The sequence below is a fragment of the Rhodococcus sp. BS-15 genome (genome assembly GCF_000813105.1).
Classification (GTDB): domain Bacteria; phylum Actinomycetota; class Actinomycetes; order Mycobacteriales; family Mycobacteriaceae; genus Rhodococcoides.
On sequence record NZ_BAOX01000040.1, the window covers coordinates 1 to 24,850 of the forward strand.

The 24,850-nt window shown below is 65.6% G+C and carries 18 protein-coding genes and 4 pseudogenes; 12 read left to right on the forward strand and 10 right to left on the reverse strand.

Annotated elements, in window-relative coordinates; translation table 11 throughout:
• Together RHBS_RS07645 and RHBS_RS07650 are read left to right on the forward strand one after the other, a co-directional pair.
• A pseudogene (locus tag RHBS_RS07645) lies at positions 1-745 on the forward strand (amidohydrolase); the annotation flags it as partial.
• Between the two features lie 14 nt (positions 746-759).
• Complete coding sequence (locus RHBS_RS07650) at positions 760-1,224, forward strand: TrmO family methyltransferase (protein WP_121870341.1); 465 nt, start codon at positions 760-762, stop codon at positions 1,222-1,224.
• Positions 1,225-1,237: 13 nt separating this feature from the next.
• Here the strand turns inward: RHBS_RS07650 and RHBS_RS07655 are convergent, their stop codons facing one another.
• Positions 1,238-1,702: a gamma-glutamylcyclotransferase gene (locus RHBS_RS07655; protein ID WP_037188123.1), complete on the reverse strand. Its 465-nt coding sequence runs from the start codon at positions 1,700-1,702 to the stop codon at positions 1,238-1,240.
• 181 nt (positions 1,703-1,883) lie between these two features.
• On the opposite strand from RHBS_RS07655, the gene RHBS_RS07660 reads away from it, so the two are divergent.
• The 3 genes from RHBS_RS07660 to glpD all read left to right on the forward strand — a co-directional run bounded on the left by RHBS_RS07660 (position 1,884) and on the right by glpD (position 6,441).
• Positions 1,884-3,287 (forward strand): NAD(P)H-quinone dehydrogenase, encoded by a 1,404-nt coding sequence (locus tag RHBS_RS07660; RefSeq protein ID WP_121870340.1) that lies wholly within the window; start codon positions 1,884-1,886, stop codon positions 3,285-3,287.
• A gap of 139 nt (positions 3,288-3,426) precedes the next feature.
• A complete protein-coding gene (locus tag RHBS_RS07665) occupies positions 3,427-4,665 on the forward strand; it encodes a PLP-dependent aminotransferase family protein (protein ID WP_121870339.1) in 1,239 nt (412 codons plus the stop codon).
• A gap of 45 nt (positions 4,666-4,710) precedes the next feature.
• Positions 4,711-6,441 (forward strand): glycerol-3-phosphate dehydrogenase, encoded by a 1,731-nt coding sequence (gene glpD / locus RHBS_RS07670; RefSeq protein ID WP_128645273.1) that lies wholly within the window; start codon positions 4,711-4,713, stop codon positions 6,439-6,441.
• 148 nt (positions 6,442-6,589) lie between these two features.
• On the opposite strand, the gene RHBS_RS07675 is transcribed toward glpD, so the two are convergent.
• The 4 genes and pseudogenes from RHBS_RS07675 to RHBS_RS07690 all read right to left on the reverse strand — a co-directional run bounded on the left by RHBS_RS07675 (position 6,590) and on the right by RHBS_RS07690 (position 13,699).
• The gene (locus RHBS_RS07675) at positions 6,590-7,846 is read right to left on the reverse strand and encodes an RNA polymerase sigma factor (protein ID WP_121870337.1); all 1,257 of its coding nucleotides are present in this window, start codon (positions 7,844-7,846) and stop codon (positions 6,590-6,592) included.
• Positions 7,843-8,193, reverse strand: a complete 351-nt coding sequence (locus tag RHBS_RS07680; protein WP_121870336.1) for a YciI family protein — start codon at positions 8,191-8,193, stop codon at positions 7,843-7,845. The genes RHBS_RS07675 and RHBS_RS07680 overlap by 4 nt, the downstream gene beginning before the upstream one ends.
• 109 nt (positions 8,194-8,302) lie before the next feature.
• Positions 8,303-9,076, reverse strand: coding sequence for a DNA-formamidopyrimidine glycosylase family protein (locus RHBS_RS07685; protein ID WP_121870335.1), 774 nt, complete (start codon positions 9,074-9,076; stop codon positions 8,303-8,305).
• A 46-nt stretch (positions 9,077-9,122) separates the two neighbouring features.
• Positions 9,123-13,699, reverse strand: a pseudogene (locus RHBS_RS07690) (ATP-dependent helicase).
• 96 nt (positions 13,700-13,795) lie between these two features.
• Between RHBS_RS07690 and RHBS_RS07695 the strand changes: the two are divergent.
• Positions 13,796-14,047 (forward strand): modification methylase HgiDII, encoded by a 252-nt coding sequence (locus tag RHBS_RS07695; protein ID WP_068051442.1) that lies wholly within the window; start codon positions 13,796-13,798, stop codon positions 14,045-14,047.
• A gap of 187 nt (positions 14,048-14,234) precedes the next feature.
• Positions 14,235-14,771, forward strand: coding sequence for a DUF1992 domain-containing protein (locus tag RHBS_RS07700; protein ID WP_237669085.1), 537 nt, complete (start codon positions 14,235-14,237; stop codon positions 14,769-14,771).
• Here the strand turns inward: RHBS_RS07700 and RHBS_RS07705 are convergent.
• The gene (locus RHBS_RS07705; RefSeq protein ID WP_121870334.1) at positions 14,768-15,373 is read right to left on the reverse strand and encodes a ribulose 1,5-bisphosphate carboxylase large subunit; all 606 of its coding nucleotides are present in this window, start codon (positions 15,371-15,373) and stop codon (positions 14,768-14,770) included. The two genes, RHBS_RS07700 and RHBS_RS07705, sit on opposite strands and share 4 nt — an antisense overlap.
• Before the next feature lie 54 nt (positions 15,374-15,427).
• On the opposite strand from RHBS_RS07705, the gene RHBS_RS07710 reads away from it, so the two are divergent.
• The 3 genes from RHBS_RS07710 (at position 15,428) to RHBS_RS07720 (ending at position 17,858) form a co-directional block, all read left to right on the forward strand.
• Positions 15,428-16,612, forward strand: a complete 1,185-nt coding sequence (locus RHBS_RS07710; protein WP_121870333.1) for an NAD(P)H-binding protein — start codon at positions 15,428-15,430, stop codon at positions 16,610-16,612.
• The gene (locus RHBS_RS07715; RefSeq protein WP_037188095.1) at positions 16,612-17,322 is read left to right on the forward strand and encodes a CPBP family intramembrane glutamic endopeptidase; all 711 of its coding nucleotides are present in this window, start codon (positions 16,612-16,614) and stop codon (positions 17,320-17,322) included. The genes RHBS_RS07710 and RHBS_RS07715 overlap by 1 nt, the downstream gene beginning before the upstream one ends.
• Positions 17,323-17,420: 98 nt before the next feature.
• On the forward strand, positions 17,421-17,858 hold the full coding sequence (locus tag RHBS_RS07720) for an Lrp/AsnC family transcriptional regulator (RefSeq protein WP_032376860.1): 438 nt from the start codon (positions 17,421-17,423) through the stop codon (positions 17,856-17,858).
• Here RHBS_RS07720 and RHBS_RS07725 read toward each other — a convergent pair.
• Complete coding sequence (locus RHBS_RS07725; protein ID WP_121870332.1) at positions 17,830-20,544, reverse strand: molybdopterin cofactor-binding domain-containing protein; 2,715 nt, start codon at positions 20,542-20,544, stop codon at positions 17,830-17,832. The two genes, RHBS_RS07720 and RHBS_RS07725, sit on opposite strands and share 29 nt — an antisense overlap.
• A pseudogene (locus RHBS_RS07730) lies at positions 20,541-21,352 on the reverse strand (FAD binding domain-containing protein). Before RHBS_RS07730 ends, RHBS_RS07725 begins: the two are co-directional and overlap by 4 nt.
• Positions 21,353-21,566: 214 nt before the next feature.
• Here RHBS_RS07730 and RHBS_RS07735 point away from each other — a divergent pair.
• Positions 21,567-23,135 (forward strand): PucR family transcriptional regulator, encoded by a 1,569-nt coding sequence (locus tag RHBS_RS07735; protein ID WP_128645274.1) that lies wholly within the window; start codon positions 21,567-21,569, stop codon positions 23,133-23,135.
• A gap of 9 nt (positions 23,136-23,144) precedes the next feature.
• Positions 23,145-23,776 (forward strand): annotated as a pseudogene (locus RHBS_RS07740) (DUF2461 domain-containing protein).
• Between the two features lie 50 nt (positions 23,777-23,826).
• Here RHBS_RS07740 and pucL read toward each other — a convergent pair.
• Both pucL and RHBS_RS07750 read right to left on the reverse strand, forming a co-directional pair.
• Positions 23,827-24,747, reverse strand: coding sequence for a factor-independent urate hydroxylase (gene pucL, locus RHBS_RS07745; RefSeq protein ID WP_121870328.1), 921 nt, complete (start codon positions 24,745-24,747; stop codon positions 23,827-23,829).
• A gap of 1 nt (position 24,748) precedes the next feature.
• Positions 24,749-24,850 (reverse strand): hydroxyisourate hydrolase (locus RHBS_RS07750; RefSeq protein ID WP_145977488.1); only part of this gene is annotated, 102 nt, incomplete at its 5' end.

Sequence of the window (24,850 nt, forward strand, 5' to 3'; positions counted from 1 at the left end):
GCCGGGGCGGTGGCCCTCGACGCGGTGGCCGCGGGAGCGCTCGACGGCGTCACCAAGATCTTTGCGCTGCACTGCGATCCGCGGCTCGAGGTGGGGGCAGGTCGGCGTGCGCCTCGGCGCGATCACCTCCGCGGCCGACACCGTCGAGCTGCGCCTGGATTCGCCCGGCGGACACACGTCTCGCCCGCACCTGACCACCGATCTCATCTATGCGTTGGGCACCGTCATCACCGGCCTACCCGGAATGTTGAGCAGGCGTGTCGACCCGCGGACCAGCACGGTCATGGTGTGGGGAGCGGTGGTCGCGGGCCAGGCCCCCAACGCCATACCGCAGACCGGCATGCTGACCGGCACCGTCCGCACCGGAGACCACGAGACCTGGGCATTGCTGGAACCGTTGGTTCGTGAGATCGTCACCGGGTTGCTCGCACCGACCGGTGTCCGCTTCGAGCTGCACTACCGTCGCGGCGTGCCTCCCGTGGTCAACGATCCGGCGTCCACGCACACCTTCGAGAAGGCGATCGGCCGGGTCGGACCCGACGCGTTGGCCGATACCGCGCAGTCCGGCGGCGGCGAGGATTTCTCGTGGTACCTCGAACGAGTGCCGGGCGCGATGGCTCGACTCGGTGTGTGGCCGGGCACCGGACCGCAACTCGACATCCACCAACCCACCTTCGATCTCGACGAACGAGCACTGGCCGTGGGCGTGAAGGTGATGACCGGTATCGCGCTGGATCCGAACTAGAGACAGGAGATGAGATGGCATTCGACGTGTCGCCGATCGGGATCGTCAGATCCGATCGCGCCGAGGTGGTGGACGACAACTGGGGATCGGTCGAGGCCGTGCTCGACCTCGACGCGAGTGTCCTCGACGCCGACGCGACCCTCGGTCTCGACGAGTTCTCGCACCTCGAGGTGGTCTACGGCTTCCACCTGTGCGATCCCGCCGCGACGACCACCGGTTCGCGCCACCCTCGCGGTGACACGACGCTTCCTCGGGTGGGTGTCCTCGCTCAACGGGTCAAGGATCGGCCCAATCATCTCGGGGTGTCCCGGTGCGAGATCGTCGACGTCGACGGACTGCGCATCCGAGTGCGAGGTCTCGACGCGATCGACGGCTCGCCGGTGTTCGACGTCAAGCCGTTCCTGCAGTCGATGGTTCCCGAGCGTGCGGACGTGACCGAGCCGAGCTGGGTGGCGTCGGTCATGAAGAACTACTTCTGACCCGTCCTTCGAGCTACGAGGCGGTACCCGGACCGACGTTCCGGCTGTTCCGGGTACGCAAATCTCGCACGTATTCGGCTGGGGCACCGGCGATTTCGGCAGCTTCGGCCATGACGCCGAGGTAGCGAGCCGACGGAAGGCCGCCCTCGTAGGCGTCGAGTACGTACATCCATGCGAGCACCGGCTCCCGGCCGGTCTCGATGCGCAGCCGGATCTTCCGATGAATACCGAGTTCCGAGCCCTCCCAGCGATCCAGGCTCTCCTCGTCCTCCTCGGATACGTCGTAGAGCACCACGAAGACCTGCGAGTCGGGATCCTCCACGACCGTCGCCAGCGCGCCTTCCCAGCCGATGTCTCCACCGCCGAAGGTCAACCGCCATCCGTGCAGCCACCCGGTTCCCGACAGGGGCGAGTGAGGGCATCGCTGCAACATCTGCTCCGGATGCATGTTCGATCCGTAGGCGGCATAAATTGGCACGTCGGCCAGCCTAAACCGTATCGGTGCACACTGACGCCTCGTGGTCGTGTTTCGGTGCGTCGCCCCAGGTCCGACCTCCTATCGGGCGAACGAAGCCAGCCCTACCGACGCGCGGGGGCAGCCTCTGGAATACCGTTGATGCGACACAGCGAGAGATTTCGAGCATGCGAGAAGAGGATCAATGACCCGGATTGTGATCATCGGTGGTGGTCCGGCAGGGTACGAAGCAGCGTTGGTTGCCGCACAGCACGGCGGAGAGGTGACGCTCGTCGATTCCGACGGTATCGGCGGTGCCTGCGTTCTCTGGGACTGCGTGCCGTCGAAGACGTTCATCGCCTCGACCGGCATTCGCACCGAGATGCGTCGAGCCAGCGACCTCGGCATCTCCCTCGATCCGTCGCAGGCCGCCGTCGCACTGCCGAAGATTCACGACCGCGTGAAGAGCCTCGCCCAAGCACAGTCCTCCGACATCGCCCAGCGCGCCACCTCCGTCGGCGTGCAACTGCTGGCCGGACGCGCCGAGATGATCGACTCCCACGTCGGGATGGCCTCGCACCAGATCAAGGCGGTGCTCGCCGACGGCGAAGAGCGCATCCTCGACGCGGATGTCGTGCTCATCGCAACCGGAGCCCGCCCTCGCGTGGTCAAGGGAGCCGAACCCGACGGCGAACGCATCCTCAACTGGCGTCAGCTCTACGACCTCGAGGCCCTCCCCGAGCACCTGGTGGTCGTCGGATCCGGTGTGACCGGTGCCGAGTTCGTCTCGGCCTACACCGAGATGGGCGTCAAGGTCACCGCGGTCTCGAGCCGCGACCGCGTCCTTCCGCACGAGGACGAGGATGCCGCTCTGGTGCTCGAGGACGCGTTCAACGAGCGCGGCGTCACCCTCGTCAAGCACGCGCGCGCGGATTCGGTGGTTCGCACCGAAAACGGAGTTCTCGTCACGCTGTCGGACGGTCGCACCGTCGAGGGCAGTCATGCGCTGATGACCGTCGGATCGGTGCCCAACACCTCCGGTCTGGGACTCGAGAACGTCGGCATCGAACTCGACAAGGGTGGATACCTGCGGGTGGATCGCGTCTCGCGTACCGCGGTCGCGGGCATCTACGCAGCCGGTGACTGCACCGGTCTGCTGCCGCTGGCCTCGGTCGCGGCGATGCAGGGACGCATCGCGATGTACCACGCACTGGGACAGGCCGTCAGCCCGATCAAGCTCAAGACCGTGGCCTCGGCGGTGTTCACCCGGCCCGAGATCGCATCGGTCGGCGTCGCCCAATCCAAGATCGACGCCGGTGACGTGCCCGCGCGCGTGGTGATGCTGCCGCTCACCACCAATCCGCGAGCGAAGATGAGCGGACTCAAGCGTGGTTTCGTGAAGATCTTCTGTCGTCCGGCCACGGGCGTCGTGATCGGTGGCGTCGTGGTCGCCCCGAGCGCATCGGAGCTGATTCTGCCGATCGCGATGGCCGTGCAGAACAACCTTTCGGTGAACGACCTGGCGAACACGTTCTCGGTATACCCGTCGCTGTCCGGTTCGGTCATCGAGGCCGCGCGTCAGCTGATGGCGCACGACGATCTGGACTGATCTCACAATGCGAGAAACGCGTTCCATATTTCGGTAGCACGTGAGACAGTCGAAGGAGCGGACACACCCGTCCGCTCCTTCTTCGACTCAGCGGATCCGCGGGCCGTTCTCCCATTCCTGCTGCCCCGGAGTCCTTCTCATGTCCTCTGCATACCTTCCCGCCGGCTTGGCCGGGCGCACCGAATCGCTCACCAGCTCGGCCATTCGTGACCTCCTCGCTCTCACAGCGCGCGACGATGTGATCAGCCTGGCCGGAGGTCTACCGGCCACCGACCTGATCCCTATCGACCGCATCGCCGCAGCAGCGCAGGCTGTGCTTCGTCGCCCCGACGCGGTCCAGTACTGCGAGACATCCGGCCACCGCACTCTGCGCAGCATCGTTGCGGCCAGGGAAACGCTTGCGCGCGGGGGAGTGCCCGTTGCGGTCGAGTCCGTCATCGTGACGCACGGTTCGCAGCAGGCCCTGGCATTGCTCGCGCAGGCCTTGATCGACCCGGGCGCTGTCGTCGTGGTCGACGAACCCGCGTACACCGGTGCGCTGCAGGTCTTCTCGATCGCGGGAGCGCGCATCGAGTCCATTCCCAACACCGATACCGGAATGGATACCGACGAACTCGAACGCAGACTGACGGCCGGACTGCGGCCTGCGGTGGTCCACACCGTCGCCAACTTCCACAATCCGCGTGGAGTCACGATGAGCGAGCAGCGTCGACGCCACCTCGCGGCGCTCGCGGATCGCTACGGATTCTGGGTGATCGAGGACGACCCGTACGGTGAGATCTTCTTCGACACAACGGATTCCGGTATCGAGTATCCGCCGCTGCCGATCGCATGTCACAGCGATCGCGTCATCCGACTGTCGAGTGCGTCGAAGATCCTGGCTCCGACGCTCCGTGTCGGCTGGTTCGTCGCCCCGCCCAGCGTCTGTGCGGCGGTGGAACTGCTCAAGCAGGGCGCTGATCTGTGTGGATCCTCGATGACGCAGTTGATGGCGGCGGAGATGCTCGGCGACACCGCGTGGCTGAACGCCCACCTGACGGTCCTCAGACGCGAGTACGGCTCTCGTGCAACGGCATTGACTACTGCTCTCGTCGCCGAGTTCGGTCCTCGGCTCATCGTCTCGCGCCCCGCGGGAGGGATGTTCGCCTGGGTCACCTTCCGAGACGGAACCGACACCGGCGAGTTGCTCGACGCGGCACTCGATCACGGAGTTGCCTTCGTGCCGGGCACGGCGTTCGCTTCGGGTGCGCAGTACCGTCACTCGCTCCGGTTGAGCTTCGCCGGATCGACCCCGACCGTCCTGGCAGATGCAGTGCGGCGATTGGGTGCCGCGCACTCGGCAGGTTCTGCGCCCGATGGACCCGGGGCGGTAGCCTGACGTGCAAGCAATGCGGGGATTTTCGAAGGAGAGGGAGCGTTCGAGATGAGCAACCGATCGAATACGAAGTTCCTCGGACCCGACCAGCGGGTGGAGGCGTGGGACCAGCTCGGAACCGAGCAGTTCGACGTGGTGGTGATCGGCGGTGGCGTCGTCGGCTCCGGAGCGGCCCTCGACGCAGCGACGCGTGGACTGAAGGTGGCGCTGGTCGAGGCGCGGGACTACGCGTCGGGAACGTCTTCTCGCTCGTCCAAGATGTTCCACGGCGGGCTTCGGTACCTCGAACAGCTCGAGTTCGGGCTCGTGCGCGAGGCCCTGCACGAGCGCGAACTCTCCCTGTCCACGCTCGCACCGCACTTGGTCAAGCCGCTGAAATTCCTCTTCCCGCTCACGCATCGTGTGTGGGAGCGGCCGTACATCGCTGCAGGCATCTTCCTGTACGACCGCATGGGTGGGGCCAAATCGGTGCCGCAACAGAAGCACCTGACTCGATCCGGTGCACTGCGCATGTCGCCCGGAATCAAGCGCAAGTCGCTGATCGGCGGGATTCGGTACTACGACACCGTCGTCGACGACGCCCGGCACACCATGACCGTCGCCAGAACGGCCGCCCACTACGGCGCAGTGGTGCGAACGTCCACCCAGGTCGTCGGCTTCCTGCGTGAGGCCGACCGGGTATCCGGTGTGCGCGTGCGTGATTCGGAGACCGGTGCCACCACCGAGGTACGCGCACACGTGGTGATCAATGCCACCGGTGTCTGGACCGACGAGATCCAGTCGCTGTCCAACATGCGCGGACGGTTCCGGGTACGCGCCTCGAAGGGTGTGCACATCGTGGTGCCGCGCGATCGAATCGTCAGCGAGGCCGCGATCATCCTGCGCACCGAGAAGTCGGTGCTGTTCATCATTCCGTGGGGCGCGCACTGGATCATCGGTACCACCGACACCGACTGGAACCTCGACCTCGCACACCCGGCGGCCACCAAGGCCGACATCGACTACATCCTGGGCGAGGTCAACTCGGTGCTCGTCACGCCACTGACCCACGAGGACATCGACGGTGTCTACGCGGGCCTGCGGCCACTGCTCGCCGGCGAGAGCGACGAAACCTCCAAGCTGTCCCGCGAACACGCGGTCGCTCGGGTTGCACCCGGACTCGTCGCCATCGCAGGCGGCAAGTACACGACGTATCGCGTGATGGCCGAGGACGCAGTCGATCTCGCCGCCGAGGACATCCCGGTCCGGGTGGCGTCCTCGATCACCGAGAAGGTGCCCCTCGTCGGTGCCGACGGCTACTTCGCGCTGGTCAATCAGGCACCGCATCTCGGCGAGATGCACAAGCTGCATCCGCATCGGGTGACGCATCTGCTCGACCGATACGGTTCGTTGATCGACGAGGTGCTGGCCATGGCCGACGGCAAACCCGAACTGCTGCAACCACTCACCGATGCGCCGGCTTACCTTCAGGTAGAGGTCGTCTACGCCGCGGCAGCGGAGGGCGCACTCCACCTCGAGGACGTGCTCTCGCGGCGCACCCGAATTTCCATCGAGTACTCCCATCGCGGAATGAACTGCGCGGGTCAGGTTGCGGCTTTGATCGCACCGGTTCTGGGTTGGGACGAGGCCACGGTCGACCGTGAGGTCGAGACGTACCGCGCCCGAGTGGAGGCCGAGATCGATTCGCAGCGTCAGCCCGACGACGCATCGGCGGACGCGCTGCGCGTCGTCGCGCCCGAGGCCCGCCAGGAAATCCTCGAACCCGTTCGCACGATCTAGCGCAGTCGAACCAGCGTCCGGGGCGCGCGAGCCGCCGTCGCGCCGGAGACGGCCATGATCAGCAGGGTGAGTATCGCAAGTGTCAGCATGCGATCCATGGTGATCGGCAAAGCTGTGAACAGGCTTGGCCGCACCTGACAGGGAGCTTTCAGGTTTCTTCCCGTCGTTGTCGAACAGGGTGGGAAGACGACGCGAGCTGCGCTCGGAGATATGCCTTCTCGGCCGGCGACGGGTCGAGAGCGAGCGCGGTCGTTCGTGCGTTCCTGGCCTCCTCCGCGCGGTCCAGGCGATCGAGCATCACAGCTCGACAGGCATGCCATAGGTAGTGGCCGCCGAGGGAGTCGATGGCGTCCAGTGCGTCGAGTCCCGCAGCAGGACCCTGGCTTTCGCCTATGGCCACGCCGCGGTTGAGCGCCACGATCGGTGTGTTCTCCACAGCCGCAAGCGCGTCGTACAGTACGACGATCCGGGACCAGTCGGTGTCGGCATAGGTCGCTGCCGTGGAGTGGCATGCTGCGATGGCTGCCTGGATGGTGTAGCGGCTGGGCCGAGAGTCGTTGCGACGCAGTGCACTGTCCATCAACCGAGCACCCTCCTCGATCGCCTCTCGATTCCATCGAGATCTGTCCTGATCCTCCAGCCTGACGAGGCCGCCGGATTCATCGGTCCTGGTCGCTCGGCGCGAGTCCGTGAACAGCATGAGGGCCAGTAGCCCCTGAAGTGACGGCTCGTCCGGCATCAGGTCGATCAGCAAGCGGGCCAACCTGAGTGCCTCGTCACACAGTCGAGGCCGCACCAGCGTCTCACCGCCGAGATGGCCGGCGGTGAACATCAAATACACCGTGGTGGCCACCGCGTCGAGTCGTTGCGGCAACTCCGCCGAATCCGGTACTCGATACGGAATGTTGGCAGCTGCGATCTTCTTCTTCGCTCGCGTGAGCCGTTTGGACATGGTGGCCTCGGGCACGAGCATCAGTCGGGCGATGTCGGACGTGGCGAGCCCGCAGAGGGTGCGCAGGCTCAGTGCCACCTGCGCTTCGACGGAGAGCGTCGGATGACAGCAGGTGAAAACCAACCGCAACAGATCGTCGGCGATCGAGGACTCGTCGCTCTCGCTCCAATTCTGGTTCAGCACGGCGAGATCCGCCGCCTCTCGTTCCTTCGCGGTGCGCCCGGCCTCGCGTCTGATGATGTCGAGCGCCTTGTTGCGAGCCACGGTGGTGAGCCAGGCACGCGGATTGTCGGGGACACCCGATCTGGGCCAGTGAGCGAGTGCGGTCACCACAGCCTCGGAGACTGCGTCCTCGGCGACGGCAAAACTGCCGGTGGTGCGCACGAGGGTCGCCAGGACGCGGCGACCCTCGTCACGGACCACGGCCGAGAGGTGCTCGGCCGGCGTACTCATCGAGTCATCGGAATGACCGGCCGAACTTCGATTGCTCCGTTCCACGCCGCTGGGATCTGTGCGGCCAATGCGATCGCGGCATCGAGGTCCTCCGCTTCGAGGAGGAAGAACCCGGCAAGCACCTCTTTTGCCTCGGCGAACGGACCGTCGGTTGTCAGGACGTCACCTCCCTTCCCTCCCGACACACGCACCGTGGTGGCGGTCGACGTGGGGTACAGGACCGCTCCGCCGGTGATCGCGGATCCTGCCGCGGCACTGAATGCACCGTATTCGGCCATCTCGTCCGCGACCTCGGGCGAGGTCCAGTCGGCGTCATGGGTGTAGACGATGGCTGCGTACGTGGTCATGAAGGCTCCTTGGAGTCGTCGCGGCCGGCACCGTTTGCCGACCTACACACGAAGGACGAACGGGGTTCGTCGAAAAGGACACCACGGACCGAACCGATCTCGCCACACTTCAGTTCTGACAGTGTGGGCAGTAGTAGATCTGCCGTTCCTCCAGCGGATTGTCTCCGATCAGACCGAATTCGATGGTGGTTCCACAGCGTCTACACGGCTTGTTCTCGCGCCCGTACACCCAGAAATGTCGGCCCGGACGCCGATCTCCCGTCGTGACGCGTTGGTTGCGATCCTTGTTGGCCATGATCAATCGATAGGACAGGTCGATCGTCTTCTTCAGGTCGCCGGCGTCGCCGACCGGCGTGCGCGGGTCGACGCCACGGAGAAAGCAGATCTCGTTGCGGTAGACGTTGCCGAGGCCGGCGATGTTGCGCTGATCGAGCAGCGCGAGCCCGATCGGCCGGGCCGGATCCGATGCGAGCCTGGACAGCACGATGGCGGGATCCCAGTCGGGACCGAGCAGGTCCGGTCCGAGATATCCGACGGCTTCGTCCTCGTCCTCGAGGATCTCGAGCACTCCGAGCTCGAAACCGATGGCCTGTGCGTCGGCGGTGTTCAAGATGATCCGCGCTTGGAACGCAGGGCGACGCCACCGAGCGCCGGGTGCGTAGACGTGCCAGGTGCCCTCCATCTTCAGATGCGAATGGATGGAGTAACCGCCCACTCGAATCAGCAGATGCTTCCCGCGTGAGGCGACGGAATCGACGGTCTCGCCGGTGAAGTCGACTGTGGCGTAACGGGGTACGCGAATGTCGCAGGTGGTGAGCCGCCGGCCCTCGAGTGCGGCGCGCAGGGTGTTGGCGGCGCGCCAGACGGTATCGCCCTCGGGCATCGGAGTCGGTGTCCTCTCTGGTGTTCTTGCAGGTGATCGGGCAATTTCAGCGGCGCAGACGAAGTCCGCGCGGGGTCGCCGAGAAGCCTGCTTCGGTCAAGGTCTTGGCGAAGTCGGTGCCGTGAATGTCGTGACCGTTGATCCGCTCTACCAGTAGCTTGTCGACTCCGCCGCGGCGAACGGTGGCCGCCAAGGCGGTTGCTGCAGCGCCGATGTCCTCTGCATTCTCACCGAACGTGAGCACCGACTTTCCGCCACGTTCGACGAACATCGTCAATTCGCCGCGGACGAGGACGACCAGTGCGCCGGCCTTGCGCCCCGGCCGATGCTTCGTCGTCTCGTCCGGCTTCTCTCCGACACCGGCCTCGCCGACACCGGCTTTCGGCCAGGGCAGTGCTCCGCCGTAGGGGTTGGCCGGATCGCACGACGCGAGTACGACAGCGGTGGCGTTCTTCTTCGGTTCGTCGTAGCTGCGCAACCGGTCGACCACATCGGAGGTGGAGAATTGCGCACCGCCGAGTGAGTCGACGAAGTAGCCGCGACGGCAGCGACCGGAATCCTCGAACCCGGTGAGCACCTTGTACATCGTGGCGAATCCGCCGGGCACACCCTCGTTCATCACCGAACCGCGCGTCACGACGCCGTAGCGCTCGAGCAGGACGTCGGCGGTCGCATGGGCGCGGACGGTGAGGTCGGGTTCGAGCTCGGGCAATCGTGACCATCGTCCACCCGCCGTCGGCGGCCCGGTGCGGGTCGGGAGCGAGGGGCGCTCGAATTGCCGGTACGAGCGCAGCCGCGGTGTACGACGAGGCGCACGATGACTCGGGGCCGAGCGGGTGGTCGTCGAGTTCAGCAGCGCGCGCAGCGGAGCGAACGTGTCGTTGCTCAGACGCCCTGCCCACACCAGCTCCCACAGTGCAGCCTGCAGTGCGGTGTCGTCGGTACTGCCGACGGTATCGGAGAGTTGCCGGAAGAAGTACGCACCGCCGCCCGCGACGGCATCCTGAATGCGAATTTGCAGTTCCGACAGGTCCGATTCGGCGGCAGGCACCAGGGTGAGCGGGGCGGTGTCGGCCATGTGCAGGCTCACCCAGCCGTCCTTCGACGAGATCGCGCCGTGTCCCGACCACAGCACCTCGCCGGTGGAGGTGAGTTCGTCGAGCATCGCCGGACTGTAATCGGTCACCCGCGACGAGAGCACGAGAGATTCCCAGGCCGACGCCGGAACAGGAACGCCCGCAAGCTGTTCGATGACTGTCGCGACGCCGTCGATTCCGCTCAGGCGTCGGCTGTCCACGTGCTGCCACGCCGGAAGGAAGCGGCCGAGGGTGGCGGTGGAGACGGGTTCGACTTCCTGCCGGGCGGCAGCGAGCGACCGCCGCCGCAAACGCCGGAGGACCTCGCGTCGCACCATTCGCTACCCGTAGCACCGGGACGGAATTCGCCCTCGACGACGCGCTTGTCGACGGCGAGTCTGCGTAGGACGTCGCGTACCACGGCGGTACCGACCCCGAAGCGCGCCGCCGCGTCGTCGAGGGTGAACGGTCCGTGGGTTCGGGCGTACCGGCTGATCAGGTCCACCAGCGGATCGTCGACCGGCTCGATGAAGGCTGCGGGAGTACCGATGGGAAGCGGGACGCCCAACGCATCGCGCAGCCGAGCGGCGTCTTCGATGGCCGTCCACCAGTTCTTGCCTGCGAACGAGACCTCCATCGCCCGTTTGGCATCGGCGAGTTCGGTGAGCCACTGCGGGTACTCGTCGCCGTCGGTTCGCAGGCCGACTTCCGTGGCGGTAAGCGGACCGAGCAGCCGTAGCAGGTCTGCGACGCCTTCGATGTCCTTGGCGTGGCGGTCCTCCGGGAGGCGCTGCAGTTCGAGTTCGGTGGTGGTGATGACGCTGTCGTCGAGCAGCTCTCGCAGTTCGACGCGTCCGAGCAGCTCGGCGAGGAGTGCCGAGTCGAGTGACAGTGCGGCGGCTCGGCGTTCGGCCAACGGGCTGTCGCCCTCGTACATGAATGCGCCGACGTAGTTGAACAACAGCGAATTGGCGAACGGCGACGGCGATGGGGTCTCGACGTCGACGATTCTGATCTGGCGTCGGCCGATTCGGGCCAGGATGTCCTCGAGGGCGGGGAGGTCGTAGACGTCCTGGAGGCACTCGCGGACCGTCTCGAGCAGGATCGGGAACGTGGGGTACTTGCGTGCCACGTCGAGCAGCTGAGCCGAACGCTGGCGTTGCTGCCACAGCGGCGCGCGTTTGCCCGGGTTGCGCCGGGGGAGAAGCAGTGCGCGAGCGGCACATTCGCGAAACCTCGACGCGAACAATGCCGATCCGCCGACCTGCTCTGTGACGATGTCGGCAATCTCGTCGCGCTCGAACACGAACAGCTCTGCGCCGGGCGGCTGGTCGTCGGTGTCGGGGAGCCGAACGATGATGCCGTCGTCGGAAGCAGTGGGCGCGGCGTCGATGCCGTAGCGCTCGATCAGCCTTGCGCCGACTGCGAGTGCCCACGGCGCGTGTACCTGCTGACCGTAGGTGGAATGCAGCACGAGCCGCCAGTCGCCCAGTTCGTCACGGAACCGCTCGACGATCATCGTCTTGTCGGTGGGGAGCTGGCCGGTGGCCTCGAGTTGTTCGTCGAGCAAGGCGATGAGGTTGTTGACGGCGTTGGCGTCGAGACCGTCGGAGCTCAGTCGCTCGGCCAAGTTGCTGCGATCGGTCGTGCTACGAAGGAACTCGCCGAGCGCCTGGCCCAGTTCTGCCGGTCGGCCGAGACCGTCGCCGTGCCAGAAGGGGAGCCGGCCGGGTTGACCGTACGCCGGGCTGACGAGCACCCGATCGTGGGTGATCTCCTCGATACGCCAGCTGGTGGCACCGAGTGCGAACACGTCACCCACTCGCGATTCGTAGACCATCTCCTCGTCCAGTTCACCGACCCTGGACTGCTTTTCACCCACCATGTAGACGGTGAACAGTCCACGGTCGGGGATGGTGCCGCCGGAGGTGACGGCCAGTCGCTGCGACCCGGGACGGCCGGTGAGAGTGTTGGCGTCGCGGTCCCACACGAGCCTCGGCCGCAGTTCGGCGAACTCGTCCGAGGGATAGCGGCCCGAGAGCAGGTCGAGAGTCGACTCGTAGGCCGACCGGGGCAGGGTGGCGAAACTGCCTGTGCGACGTAGAGAATCGAACCAGTCCTCGGCGTCGATCGGCTCGAGAGCGCAGGCCGCCACGGTCTGCTGCGCCAGCACGTCGAGAGGGTTGGCGGGAACGAACAACGCCTCGATCTTCCCCGTCGTCATCCGTTCGACGGTGACGGCGCAGTGAATCAGATCGGTGCGGTGCTTGGGGAACAACACACCCTTGGAGATCTCGCCGACCTGGTGGCCCGCGCGTCCGACGCGTTGCAACCCACTCGCCACCGATGGTGGTGCTTCGACCTGAACGACCAGATCGACTGCGCCCATGTCGATTCCGAGTTCGAGGCTGCTGGTGGCGACGACGCAGCGCAGCCTGCCGGTCTTGAGATCGTCCTCGATCAGCGCGCGCTGATCCTTGCTGACACTGCCGTGGTGGGCTCGGGCCAACAACGGATCGGCACCGTGGTTCACGTCGTTGGGAGTGCCGACCTGCGAGGGCGGTTTGTGCTGTGTCTCCACGCCGTCGCCGATCCGTTCGGCATACACCTCGTTGAGCCGCGCGGTGAGCCGTTCTGCGAGACGTCGGGAATTGGCGAAGACGATGCACGATTTGTGCTCGAGGATGAGATCGACCATCTTCTCCTCGACGTGCGGCCAGATCGATCCCTGCGCCGGGGGAGCGGTTGAGGTGTCCGCATTCGGATCGGTGACGCCCAGTTCGGTCATGTCCTCCACGGGCACCTGAACCGTCAGATCGAACGTCTTCGGAGCGGGTGGAGCGACGATCTCGATGGGGGCCGCACCGGCCAGGAAGCGGCCCACTTCTTCGTGGGGGCGCACAGTCGCAGACAGGCCGATGCGCTGTGCGGGCTTGTCCAACATCGCGTCGAGCCGCTCGAGGGACACCGCGAGGTGCGCGCCCCGTTTGGTGCCTGCGACGGCGTGTACCTCGTCGACGATCACAGTGTCGACCTCGGCGAGGATGTCTCGCGCGGCCGAGGTGAGCATCAGGAACAGCGATTCCGGGGTGGTGATCAGAATGTCCGGCGGAGTCTTGATCATGTTCCTGCGGTCGGCGGCGCTGGTGTCGCCGGATCGCACGCCGACCGAGATCTCCGGTGGGTTCAGCCCGAGGCGCTTGGCGGTCTGGGTGATACCGACCAGTGGAGCCCGCAGGTTGCGCTCGACGTCGACGGCAAGGGCCTTGAGCGGCGAGATGTAGAGGACTTTGGTTTTGCGGGTGCTGTCCGCACCCAGTTGCGCCAGCTCGTCCAGGGCCCACAGGAAGGCCGAGAGCGTCTTGCCCGAACCCGTCGGAGCAACCACGAGGGTGTGCGAACCACTCGAGATCGACGACCACGCGCCCAACTGCGCGGACGTGGGAGCAGGAAAGGCGCCGGTGAACCATTCACGGGTGGGCCGCGACAACTTCTGCATCACCGACAGCTCGCCCGCTTCGTCGGTGCCCGTACTCTGCCTGGCCATCCCATCATCATGCCCCCGAGCACCGACAGATGATCCTCACGCAGTTCCGCGATTGCGCGGCGGTGTCGATTCGAGCGATTCGGGTACACCGCTCCCATGACCGACGACCAAGAGATCATGCAGAAGATTTCCGCGAAACTCGACGCTCTGCTCGGCAGCAAGACCAACGGCCTGCAGAACGAGGTGCCTCCGGGTGCGAGCATCCAGTCCGACGAGGACGACGCCGAGCACGGGCCGCTCGGTCGCGACTACCACTTGGCGAGCAAGTACGCACAAGCGCTCGCCATCAACGAGCCTCAGGTGATCGACCGCGAAGAATTCGACCGTTTGGTCGCCGAATACGGTTGACCTGCACCGCTGTATGACGACAGCCCCGGCCCGCGCACTGGGTCGGGGCTTCGTCGTGTCCGGCGACCGCACCTGACGGTTCACGATCGAGCAGAACCGGCAGAATCCCGCGCTCGGTGTCCGATAGTGAACGCTCCGGTGCGGCAGACGTGGCGTAGAGCCTGGCATCGTATCTACAGTCGATGGGGTGACCGAACGGAAGAAGCCAGGAGTCACGTTCGAGTCCTGGGTGGACAAGCAGATTCGCCAGGCGCAGGACAACGGTGCGTTCGAGGGCCTCGAGGGCACCGGTAAGCCGATTCCGGTCGGCGACCCCGGCGACGAGCTGTGGTGGGTTCGCGGCTACCTGAAACGGGAGAACCTGCCCGCCGATGCGTTGCTGCCCACTGCACTGCAGCTGCGCAAGGAGATCGAGCGGCTGCCGGCGACACTGATCGGCATTCGGCGCGAGGATTCGGCGCGAGATGTGCTGGACGAGTTGAATGTTCGCATCGTCGACTGGATTCGGTTCCCGACGCCGCCGGTCGTGCCGCTCGCCCCGGTGGACGTCGAGACCTGGATGGAGAGCTGGCGAACCAACCGAGCCGAGGTGGACCGTCTCGAGCGTGAGCATCGTTCGCAGTCGGCCACGACACCCACGAATGCGAGGGGTTCCGATGCGCCGACGTGGTGGACGCGACTGCGCGGCAAGATCGTCCGGAAGCGCCGAGGCCGAGCGCGCTAGTTCTCTGCGTCGCGTTCTTCGTCGGCGAGCTTGTCCTCGCCTCGGTTACGGAAGAACTTGAATCCCGGAATGCCGATGACCGCGCGTCGAACGTCCTTGGTGACTCCGAGGAGCTCATGAATCTCGGGGGACACCGTGTCGAGGGTGGCGAGGATAGGAAGCAGCGCTTCCATGTGATCGAGGAGTCCGGGTAGCTGATCGACCATCGCGATCGCGGCGTCGACCTCCTCCTCGGACAGGCTGTCGACGAACTTGCGGGCCATGGGTTCGGATTTCTTGGCGATGGGATCGAACAACTCGATCAGCTCCAGCGCGGTGTGCGAGGCGACCGACGCCGACGCGACCACCTCGTCCGCGGCCCCGGTTGTCCGCTGCACGCTGGCAACCACGGCGTCGGCGGAGTCGATCACGTGATCGATGCGTGTCATCAACATCTCAATGCGTGTCAGCAGTGCTTCGATTCGGCCGGGCAGGGTAAGCGCGAAAGCGGTCGTGGTGAGCATCCAGCCCGCACCGGCCCGCGCAACCGCTACTCCGCGCCGGAGCACCGTTTCGGTACCGAGGGGATCGGGGAGAACCACACCTGCCAAGACCAGAGCCATAGGAGCGACAATGCCACACCGACACAACGCCCCGACTGCCGTTAGCCTCGAAGCATGAGAGCTCTCGTCACCGGTGCCAGCGGGTACATCGGGTCGCGGTTGGTGGCAGCTCTGCTGGCCGACAAGGCCGAGGTCGTCGTCGGCTCCCGAACGCCGGACAATCTGCGGACCTTCGACTTCTTCGACTCCGTCACCGCAGTCTCGCTCGACGTCACCGACGAACAGTCCTGTGCTGCCGCGTTCGCGGAGACCGGCGACATCGATGTGGCCTATTACCTCGTGCACGCCATCGGCGAATCCGACTACCGAGCGCAGGACCGACGATCCGCCGAGCAGTTCGCTGCGGCGGCCGCGCGGGCGGGAGTACGCCGAATCGTCTACCTCGGCGGTTTCGTACCCGACGACGACCGACTCTCGGAGCACCTCGCGAGCCGGGCGGACGTCGGCGAGGCTCTGACGGTGGACGGCGTCGAGCTGGTCTGGCTGCGAGCGGCCATCGTCCTGGGTGCAGGCTCGACGTCGTACGAGATGTTGCGGTACCTCGCCGATCGCTTGCCGGTGCTGCCGCTGCCGAGTTGGCTCGCCGAGCCCGTGCAGCCCATCGCCGTCGACGACGTGCTGCATTACCTGCTGGCATCCGCCGACGCCGAATCGGTTCCCGCGGGTTCCTACGACATCGGTGGGCCGGATGTGGTGCCGTATCGAGATCTGGTGTTCGCGTACGTCGAAGCTGCCGGTCTCCAGCGCATCGGCGTTCCTGTGCCGCTGGTGCCGACCTCGCTCGCAGGCAAGGTCATCGGAATGATCATTCCGGTTCCTGCAGGGCTCGCCGAGGATCTGGTGGGATCGCTGCACAACACGATGACGACGTCGGAGAGTCGGATTCGTGAGCTCGTTCCGGACTCTCCTCGAGGTCTCACCACGATTGCCGACGCCATGGCCCGTAGTGTGCGGGGAATGGTCGGTGACCCACCCGGTGTCTGTGCGCTGAAGGATCCGCTTCGGCTGGCGCGCACCGACGCGGCGTGGAGCGGCGGTGACGCTCTGGGGATCAGACGTCGCGGTGTCGCGGCGTCCTCCGACCGCACCTGGGGGTTGATCGAAGCCCTCGGTGGGCGTCGACTGCTGTACTCGAAGCCCGTTGCTGCGGCAGTGCGCACCAATCTCGACGTGATGGCCGACGTGAATCGACGCGCGAGGTCGGTCGTGCGCCGACTGACCGATACCGAGGAGGCGTGATGGGAACGTGGTCCACGACCGCGCTCAACGTGATGAAGTCCGCTCTGGTCGACCCGGTCGAGCGCGATCACAAGGAGTCCGACGCGGCGTTCCGCAAGCGGCGGATCATCGTGCTGATCACACTGGTGATCGGTGCCACGGTGCTCTACTTCTCGCTCAAGGTCGAGCCGGGCGATCCCGCGTTCTACGCACTGACCCTGGTGTTGGCCGCGGTGTGGACGGTGGGCGGATTCCTGTCGGGCCCACTGCATCTCGGACGCATTCAGGTCGGGGGATCGATCAGGCGGCCGATCGTCACGCCCATCCTGATCGGTCTCGCCGTCGGCGGGGTGTTCATGCTCGGCGGTCTCGTGGTGCGGCAGATTCCGCCGCTGGCCGACTTCACCGAGAACGTACTCGCGCACGCCCGGGTGGGTTCGTTGGTGTTGATCGTGTTCATCGCGTTGCTCAACGGCGTGGCCGAGGAGATCTTCTTCCGAGGAGCGCTGTACTCGGCCATCGGCGTCAAGCATCCGGTGATCATCTCGACGGTCGTCTACGCGATAGCCACCCTCGCCTCGGGCAACCCGATGCTCGGCTTCGCAGCAGTGCTTCTGGGCTACGTGATGGGCCTGCAGCGGCGCGCATCCGGCGGAATACTGGCACCGATCCTGACTCATGTCAGTTGGTCGGCGGTCATGGTTCTCGCGCTACCGCCGCTCTTCGTGTGATCTGCGGTGTTCGACCAGAAAGAGGCACAAGCACCGATTCGACCAGCCGAAACGGACGTCTGTGCTGATTTGTCTCCGATCTGGGCTACATTGCGCAGGTGAGTGAAAATCTCGATCGCGTCGATCGCTTGATCATCGACGAGCTTGTCTCCGACGGACGCGCTACTTTGGCGACGTTGGCGGAGAAGGCTTCCCTGTCCGTCTCGGCCGTTCAATCCAGAGTTCGGCGGCTCGAATCCCGACGCGTCATCCGTGGGTACACGGCGCAGGTCGACCCGGAGGCCCTCGGCCGGCCGCTGTCGGCGTTCGTCGCCATCACTCCGATCGATCCGGCCCAACCGGACGACGCCCCCGCCAGGTTGAAGCATCTGTCGGCCATCGAGTCGTGCCACTCGGTTGCCGGTGAGGAAAGCTACGTTCTACTGGTGCGAGTCGAGTCGCCGAGAGCGCTCGAGCGCTTGCTGCAGGAGATCCGCGCAACCGCCAACGTGCAGACGCGCAGCACGATCATCCTGCAGACGTTCTACGACCGCTGACCGCCCGCCACACTCGGTCCGACGACATGGGTAGGTCGTAGAGCCGGGCACCGACGGCGTCACGAATGGCGTTGGCCAAGGCCGGTGCCACGGGATTGTACGGAGACTCGCTCATCGACTTCGCGCCGAACGGGCCCAGACGATCGTAGGTGTCGGCGAACAGGACTTCCGTGGGAGGAATGTCCGCGAACTGCGGAACGTGGTAGCTACGAATCGAATCCGTGGTGACCAGACCGGCACCGTCGGTGCGGATCTCCTCGTACAGTGCGCTACCGATCGCCTGTGCGACGCCGCCCTCGACCTGCCCACGGCACTGCTGCGGGTTCATCACGGTTCCTGCGTCCGCGCTCTGCACCGACTGCAGTATTTTCACGGTGCCGGTGTCCTCGTGCACCGCCACCCGGAACGCGTGCACGTTGAACGCGACCGAACGCGGCAGCCCGCCGCTGTTGCCCGCAGTGACGAGGGTGCCTCCCGCCATCGCCAGAATGTCGTCGAGGGTGACGAAGCGATCTCCGCACCGCACGCCCTCCGGTCCGAGTGTGCAGTCCGAATTCCGGTGTCCGGTCGCGGTGGCGGCCAGATCCAGAATCCGAGCCGACATCGCGCGAACCGCCGCGTACAGGGCCTTGCCTGCCACCACGGTGCCTGCCGAACCGAATGCGCCCGTGTCGTACGTGACCGAGTCGGTGTCGGATTGATCGACTCCGATGCGGTCGACGGACGTGCCCAATTCACTCGCCGCGATCTGAGTGTGGACGGTGGTTGTTCCGTTGCCGAATTCCGCAGTCCCGACGCGTATCTCGTACTGACCTTCGGGCAGCAATGCCACCGAGGTCTCCGCGCGGTGGCCACGCGGCGGAATGGTCGCGATCATGGCCACCGCCATTCCTTCGCCGACCTTCCAGCCCGCCGGTGCGTGCTCGCCGTTGCCCCGTCGTAGAGCGGCTTCGGCGAGGTCGATGCACTGGTCGAGGCCGTAGCTGCCGAACTGCAGGTCGTCTCCCTCGTGGTGGGCGGCGACGATGTCGTCGCCGGGGACGATCACGTTGCGTCTGCGGAACTCGAACGGGTCGACGTCGATCTCCCGCGCCAGATCGTCCATTGCCGATTCGATCGCGAACATCACCTGTCCCAACCCGTAGCCGCGGAAGGCTCCGGACGGGATGTTGTTGGTGTACACGGTTTTCGCGTCGACTCGTTTGTTGGCGCACCGGTAGATCGCCACCGACTCGCCGCAACCGTGGAACATCACACCGGCACTGTGGTTCCCGTAGGCACCGGCGTCTGTGAGAACGTCGATCGACAGGGCGGTCAGCGTGCCGTCGGCGCTCGCGGCGGCGGTGACGTCGACGCGGAACGGATGACGACACGGTGCGACGGTGAACTCGTCGGTGCGGGTGAACTCGAACTGCACCGGTCGACCGGTACGCAGTACCGCCAGCGCCACCACGTCTTCGGTGAGCAGCTCCTGCTTGCCGCCGAATCCGCCGCCGACGCGCGCGGTGAACACGCGGACGCGATCGCGCGCCAGGCCGAAGATCTCGCAGATCTCGTCTCGCACCAGAAACGGAACCTGAGTGCTGGTGCGCAGGTTCAGTTTTCCGGTCTCGTCCAACCAGCCGATGGTGCCGTGTGTCTCCAGATGTACGTGCTGAATCCGCTGAGTGGTCCAGCGGCCGGAGACCACCGCCGCTGCGCCGCGAACAGCAGCGTCGACGTCCCCGGTCTGTCCGTGTAGCTCGGCCACCAGATTGCGCGACGGATCCGCGATCCGAGCCGTCGCGTCCTTGTCGCCGTGGATCTTCGGCGCATCGGGGGCGAGCGAGGACTCCGGATCGAACACTGCGGGCAGCACGTCGTACTCGACGACAAGAGCGCGGCACCCCTCCTCGGCAGCCGCGACCGATTCTGCGACCACGATCGCCACCCGCTGGCCGATGAAGCGCACAACGGTATCGAGAACATGGGTGTCGTCCGGATCGTCGACGCGGCGGTCGTGGCGGGCCGTCGAAAAGGCGGTCACCGGACTGTCTTTCGCAGTCAGAATCAGATGCACGCCCGGTACCTGCTCCGCCGCGGTGGTGTCGATCGAGACGATCCGGGCATGTGCGTGCGGACTTCCGAGAACACTGGCGTGCAGCAACCCGGGAGGGGTGTGGTCGAGTGTGTAGGGCTCGGTTCCGGTGACGATACGCGTACTGGCGGGTGCTGCGAGGGACCGTCCACACGCCGGACCGTCGACCGACTTCTCGGTGTTGACCACCCCGCAGACGGCGTCGGACACGGCGCGATACCCGGTGCAGCGACACAGGTTTCCCTTCAGCCGTTCGGGAAGCTCGTCCAGGTCTTCCTCGCTCAGCGTCGAGGCGGTGACGACCATTCCCGCAGTGCAGAATCCACACTGGAATCCGGCGGCTTCGACGAACCGGCTCTGCATCGGATGCAGATCGTCCGGTGTACCGAGACCCGCGACGGTGGTGACGGACCGGTCGGCCGCCCGAAACGCGGGGAAGATGCACGAATGCACCGGTTCGCCGTCGACGAGAACCGAACATGCGCCGCAGTCGCCCGCGTCGCACCCCTTCTTCACCTCGAAGTGGTCGTGTTCACGGAGCATGGTGCGCAGACACTGGCCGGGCCGTGGAGTGACATCGGTCGGCACACCGTTGATGTCCACAATCATGACAACTCCTCGCGAATCTGCTGCGCTGCAGTGCAACTGATGTGACGCCGCCAGTCCGGAGCCCCATGGGGGTCGTCGTACCAGTGCTGGGGCCCGATGGTGGCGGCGAGAGCGTCGTCGAGTTCGCCCGCCGTCGGCAGGCTCGGAAAGCGCAGAACGAACGGACGGACGGTCGACGCGCTGACGGTCAGAACGAATTCGCCACCGTCGTCTACCCGCCCGATCACCACGCGGCCGACCGCCCGAGCGGTGACAGTGCGAGCTTGCGCATCGCCGTTCGCGACCGGAGTGCGCGCAGCGGAATCTCGATGCTGCGCAGCACGTCCCCCGGTCGAAGGGCATTGGTATGCGGGCCCGTGACCAGATCTGCAATCGCGATGCCGTAGTCGTGATCCGGCCCATCACTGGACCACACCTGCCCGACGCCGTCGAGCGCTGCGGTCAACGAGATCATCGCTCCGGCAGGCAGGGCCAGTGCGATGTTGCCGCCGACGGTGGCGGTCTTCCAGATCTTGAACGAGGCCAACAGCGCTGCTGCGCAGCGGGGAAACAATGCGGTGGCCGGCCACGGAGAGGCGTAGCGCGCCAGAGTCTCGATGGTGCACGTCGCGGCGATCGAGAGCCCGGTCTCGGTGACGGTCAACGGCTCCCAGCCCAAGGCAGTGACATCGACGAGAGTGGCCAGGTGGTCCTGCTTCTCCGAGAACAGCCAGGTACCTCCTGCGAGCACAGCGGTGTCCGCGCGTCCGGGCGGAAGGTCCGCGCGGGAGCCGGGAAGCAGAATGTCGTCGACAGTACCGAGATCCATGGCCCTCGTTCACCTCGTCCTCGCCGGATGATCCGCCACGCCGGCAGATCCACCAGCCGATGTGTCATCTCGAACTGTAATGAGTATCTGTTACCGATCTTCGGTCGTTCGGCGATACGCCCGAAACTCGGTGGAAACAACCCACGCATACTGTTTCTTCCTACGAGCTCAGCCGTTTCGAGCACGCTCAGCGAAGGCCGGGGGAGGAACCGCAGTGCAGGTCAAGGACTTGCTCGACGCCACGCAGCTCGGCGTTCGATTGCTCACCTCCGACACCGACGCTCTGGGGCGCACGCTGCGATGGACGTACACGACCGATCTGCCGGACCCGTCGCGCTACATCGCGGGTGGCGAGCTCGTCATCACCGGTCTCGTGTGGCATCGAACGCCCGCAGACAGTGAGATGTTCGTCCGGGCCGTCGCCGAATCAGGGGCCTCGGCACTGGCCGCCGGTGAAGGGCTGCTCGGCCATGTCCCGCCCGATCTGATCGACGCCTGCGAGCGGCACGGACTACCGCTGCTTGCGGTACCCGAGACGGTCTCGTTCGGCGAGGTGACCGAGTTTCTCGTCGGCCGTGTCACGGGAGACCGCATAGCCTCGTTGAACACCTCGCTCGTCCGGCAACGCCAGCTGCTCACCGCGATCGCGGACGGCAGAGCGCTCGACGAGTTGGCGCTGCACACCTCCAGGGAAACCGGGATGGCGTGTCTGATCTTCACGGCGACCGGACGTCGGCTGGTGGCCGAGGTCTCGGCGTTCTCCGATGCCGACGTGGACACGCTGACGCACGCTGCGCTCTCCTCCGAAAGACTGCCCACGACAACCACTCTCAGTGACGGCGGCGTGTACAGCATCTTCGGCATCGGCCCGTCGCTGGTGCAACGGACCACGCGATGGTTCTTGGCGGTTGCAGGAGACATGGCGACGTTCCCACCCGCCATCTCCGATGCGTTCGGCCAGCTCGCGGCCATCGCCGCGCTCGATCGTGCCCGGCGCGAGGAGGGACGGCTGGTCCGACGCGAAATCGCGGACCAGGCAGTGGCGTTGATCGAAGCCGACAGCACCAGACCGGAAGCCCTGACGCGGCTGCGTCAGGCAGGCGTCGACCCGGACCGCTCGCTGGTCGTCGTCAGGGTCGTCCACAGCGGACGGATCGACCTGCGCGAGATGCTGCGTACGGTTCTCAGCGACACGCTGACCTCCTTCGGTGGCGGCTGCGTCGGGTGCAGCACGCACGGCGACATCGTCGCTGTCGTGAACACCGACGATCCGAACTTCACGCACACACTGCGAACCCGATTGACTCGCTTGGGTTCCGGCATCGGACACAGCCGTCTGCTCGTGGGCGTCAGTTCCGAAGCAACCGGGATCACCGTCGACGGCGCGCTGCGATCGGCCCGTCACGCACTCGAAGTCAGCAGGCAAGGGACCAGCCCGGTGACCGTCACCGCGGGTGCGCAACTGACTTCGGCGGTCTCGATGCTCTCGGCTCTGCCCGACGACGTGCGTCGGTCGTTCGTCGAACACGTTCTGGCTCCTCTGCTCGACTACGACCGGCGTACCGATGCAGGACTGACCGATACCCTCCGTGAGTTCCTGGCCACCGGTGGATCGTGGAACCGAACGGCCGAGTCGTTGCACGTCCACCTCAACACCGTCCGCTACCGAATCAAGCGAGTCGAGGAGTTGCTGGGCCGCGATCTGAGTTCCACCTCGGACCGGCTCGATGTCTACCTCGCGCTTCAATCCATCCCTCGTTCGTCGGCCACGGGGGCCGCATAGGATCGAACGATGACTGGCTTCACCGGAATACCCTTCGCCGCCCTGGACTTCTACGAGGACCTCGAAGCCGACAACAGCAAGCTCTGGTGGAACGAGCACAAGGAGGTCTACGACACTGCGGTCAAGGGGCCGATGACGGCGTTGCTCGCGTCACTCGAACCGGAGTTCGGTACTGCCAAGGTCTTCCGCCCCTACCGTGACGTTCGCTTCTCCAAGGACAAGACCCCGTACAAGACCCACCAGGGCGGATTCGTTGCTCGCGGCGACAGTCTGGGCTTCTATGTCCAGATCGACCCCGCCGGGTTGTTCGTCGCAGGCGGCTTCTACAACTCCTCGGCCGAGGGCGTTGCCCGCTACCGCCGCACCGTCGACGACGACGTCCGCGGAGCCGAATTGGAGCGGATACTGGCGACACTGACGAAGGCCGGCTACGAGATCGGCGGCGACAAGCTCAAGACCAAGCCGCGGGGATACGAGCTCGATCACCCGCGTATCGACCTCCTGCGCCACAAGTCACTCACCGCAGGTAAGCATTTCGGCTCACCCGCCTGGCTGGAGACACCCAAGCTGCGACGAAGGTGCGCGACGCCTGGCGGGCCCTGGCACCGTTGGTGGAGTGGACTGCGGCGCTGCACACGTGAGCGGAAATTCGTAGCAGGGGTCGAAGTTCTGCTCACCTGCGCGGAGCGCTCTATCCGACGACAGAGTATGTCCGCCAGGCACTTCCGGCGTCCGGGGCATCCTCGCGCTCGACGGTTGCCTGAATCAGACCGTACGGCCGATCGTCCGCGTTGAACACCTCGAGGTTGTTCTCGATGCCGAACTTGCCCAGGTCGTAGACGAAGTGATGCTTGTTCGGAGCCGACATCGTGATCTCGGCGATGAACGGATACTTCTCCAGCACCGCCTCGCCCATGGCGTACAGAGTCTGCTGCAGAGCCAGCGATTGCAGATTGGCGAACCGTTCGATCATCGCCGCCTTCACGCCCGTGTAGACGGCGTCCCACTCGACATCGGTGGTGGTGTATCGCCACTGCGCCGTCAGCGATGTCGCCATCACCCGGTCGGTCGTGGGCTCGAGAACCGTCAGGTCGTCCTCGAGGAATCCGTGGAATTCCGAACCCGTGGACTTGAGAATCACCATCTCCTTGAAGCCGCTGATCACCCACGTCCGCTGCGCCTTACCCTTGCCCTCGACGGTCACCGCCGACGTACGGATCTCGTCACCCTTGCGGGTCCACGTGTGATCGTGCTCGACGCCGTCGATCACCGCGCGAGCCCACGCGTATTCCTCGAGTTCGATGCGGGCTCCGTCCACGGGCTCGACATCGTCGACGTAGTGGCGAGCCAGATCGAGGCCGTAGCTCTCCAGATGCAGGAGGCCCTTGGTCTTGGCGTACGCGTAGGCGGTCTGCTTCTGAGTGTCGGTGGGCAGCACGTTGGACTGATCGCCCACCAGGTGCGCGGGAGAGAAGTCGCCGCGCAGAGCGCTCGACACGTTGATGTCGTGAATCTCGTGGCGAGGCGAGTCCCGATAGATCCGCACCACGCGGTTCTCCGCCTTGCCGTACTGATTGGATCCGAGGACGATCTTGCCGGTCAGGTCGGTCATGTCAGCTCCCGCGATAGGTCGAATAAGCGAAGGGGGACAACAGCAATGGGACGTGATAGTGCGCATCGGGATCGGTGACGGTGAACGAAATGGACACCTCCGG

What these genes read in the sequence shown, in the direction of transcription:
- RHBS_RS07675 (WP_121870337.1), bottom strand. Translation starts at nt 7,846, where the DNA reads ATGAGTACGCCGGCCGAGCACCTCTCGGCCGTGGTCCGTGACGAGGGT.
- glpD (WP_128645273.1), top strand. Translation starts at nt 4,711, where the DNA reads ATGAGCAACCGATCGAATACGAAGTTCCTCGGACCCGACCAGCGGGTG.
- RHBS_RS07650 (WP_121870341.1), top strand. Translation starts at nt 760, where the DNA reads ATGGCATTCGACGTGTCGCCGATCGGGATCGTCAGATCCGATCGCGCC.
- RHBS_RS07665 (WP_121870339.1), top strand. Translation starts at nt 3,427, where the DNA reads ATGTCCTCTGCATACCTTCCCGCCGGCTTGGCCGGGCGCACCGAATCG.
- RHBS_RS07725 (WP_121870332.1), bottom strand. Translation starts at nt 20,544, where the DNA reads ATGATTGTGGACATCAACGGTGTGCCGACCGATGTCACTCCACGGCCC.
- RHBS_RS07695 (WP_068051442.1), top strand. Translation starts at nt 13,796, where the DNA reads ATGACCGACGACCAAGAGATCATGCAGAAGATTTCCGCGAAACTCGAC.
- RHBS_RS07705 (WP_121870334.1), bottom strand. Translation starts at nt 15,373, where the DNA reads ATGGCTCTGGTCTTGGCAGGTGTGGTTCTCCCCGATCCCCTCGGTACC.
- RHBS_RS07685 (WP_121870335.1), bottom strand. Translation starts at nt 9,076, where the DNA reads ATGCCCGAGGGCGATACCGTCTGGCGCGCCGCCAACACCCTGCGCGCC.
- RHBS_RS07715 (WP_037188095.1), top strand. Translation starts at nt 16,612, where the DNA reads ATGGGAACGTGGTCCACGACCGCGCTCAACGTGATGAAGTCCGCTCTG.
- RHBS_RS07710 (WP_121870333.1), top strand. Translation starts at nt 15,428, where the DNA reads ATGAGAGCTCTCGTCACCGGTGCCAGCGGGTACATCGGGTCGCGGTTG.
- pucL (WP_121870328.1), bottom strand. Translation starts at nt 24,747, where the DNA reads ATGACCGACCTGACCGGCAAGATCGTCCTCGGATCCAATCAGTACGGC.
- RHBS_RS07680 (WP_121870336.1), bottom strand. Translation starts at nt 8,193, where the DNA reads ATGACCACGTACGCAGCCATCGTCTACACCCATGACGCCGACTGGACC.
- RHBS_RS07660 (WP_121870340.1), top strand. Translation starts at nt 1,884, where the DNA reads ATGACCCGGATTGTGATCATCGGTGGTGGTCCGGCAGGGTACGAAGCA.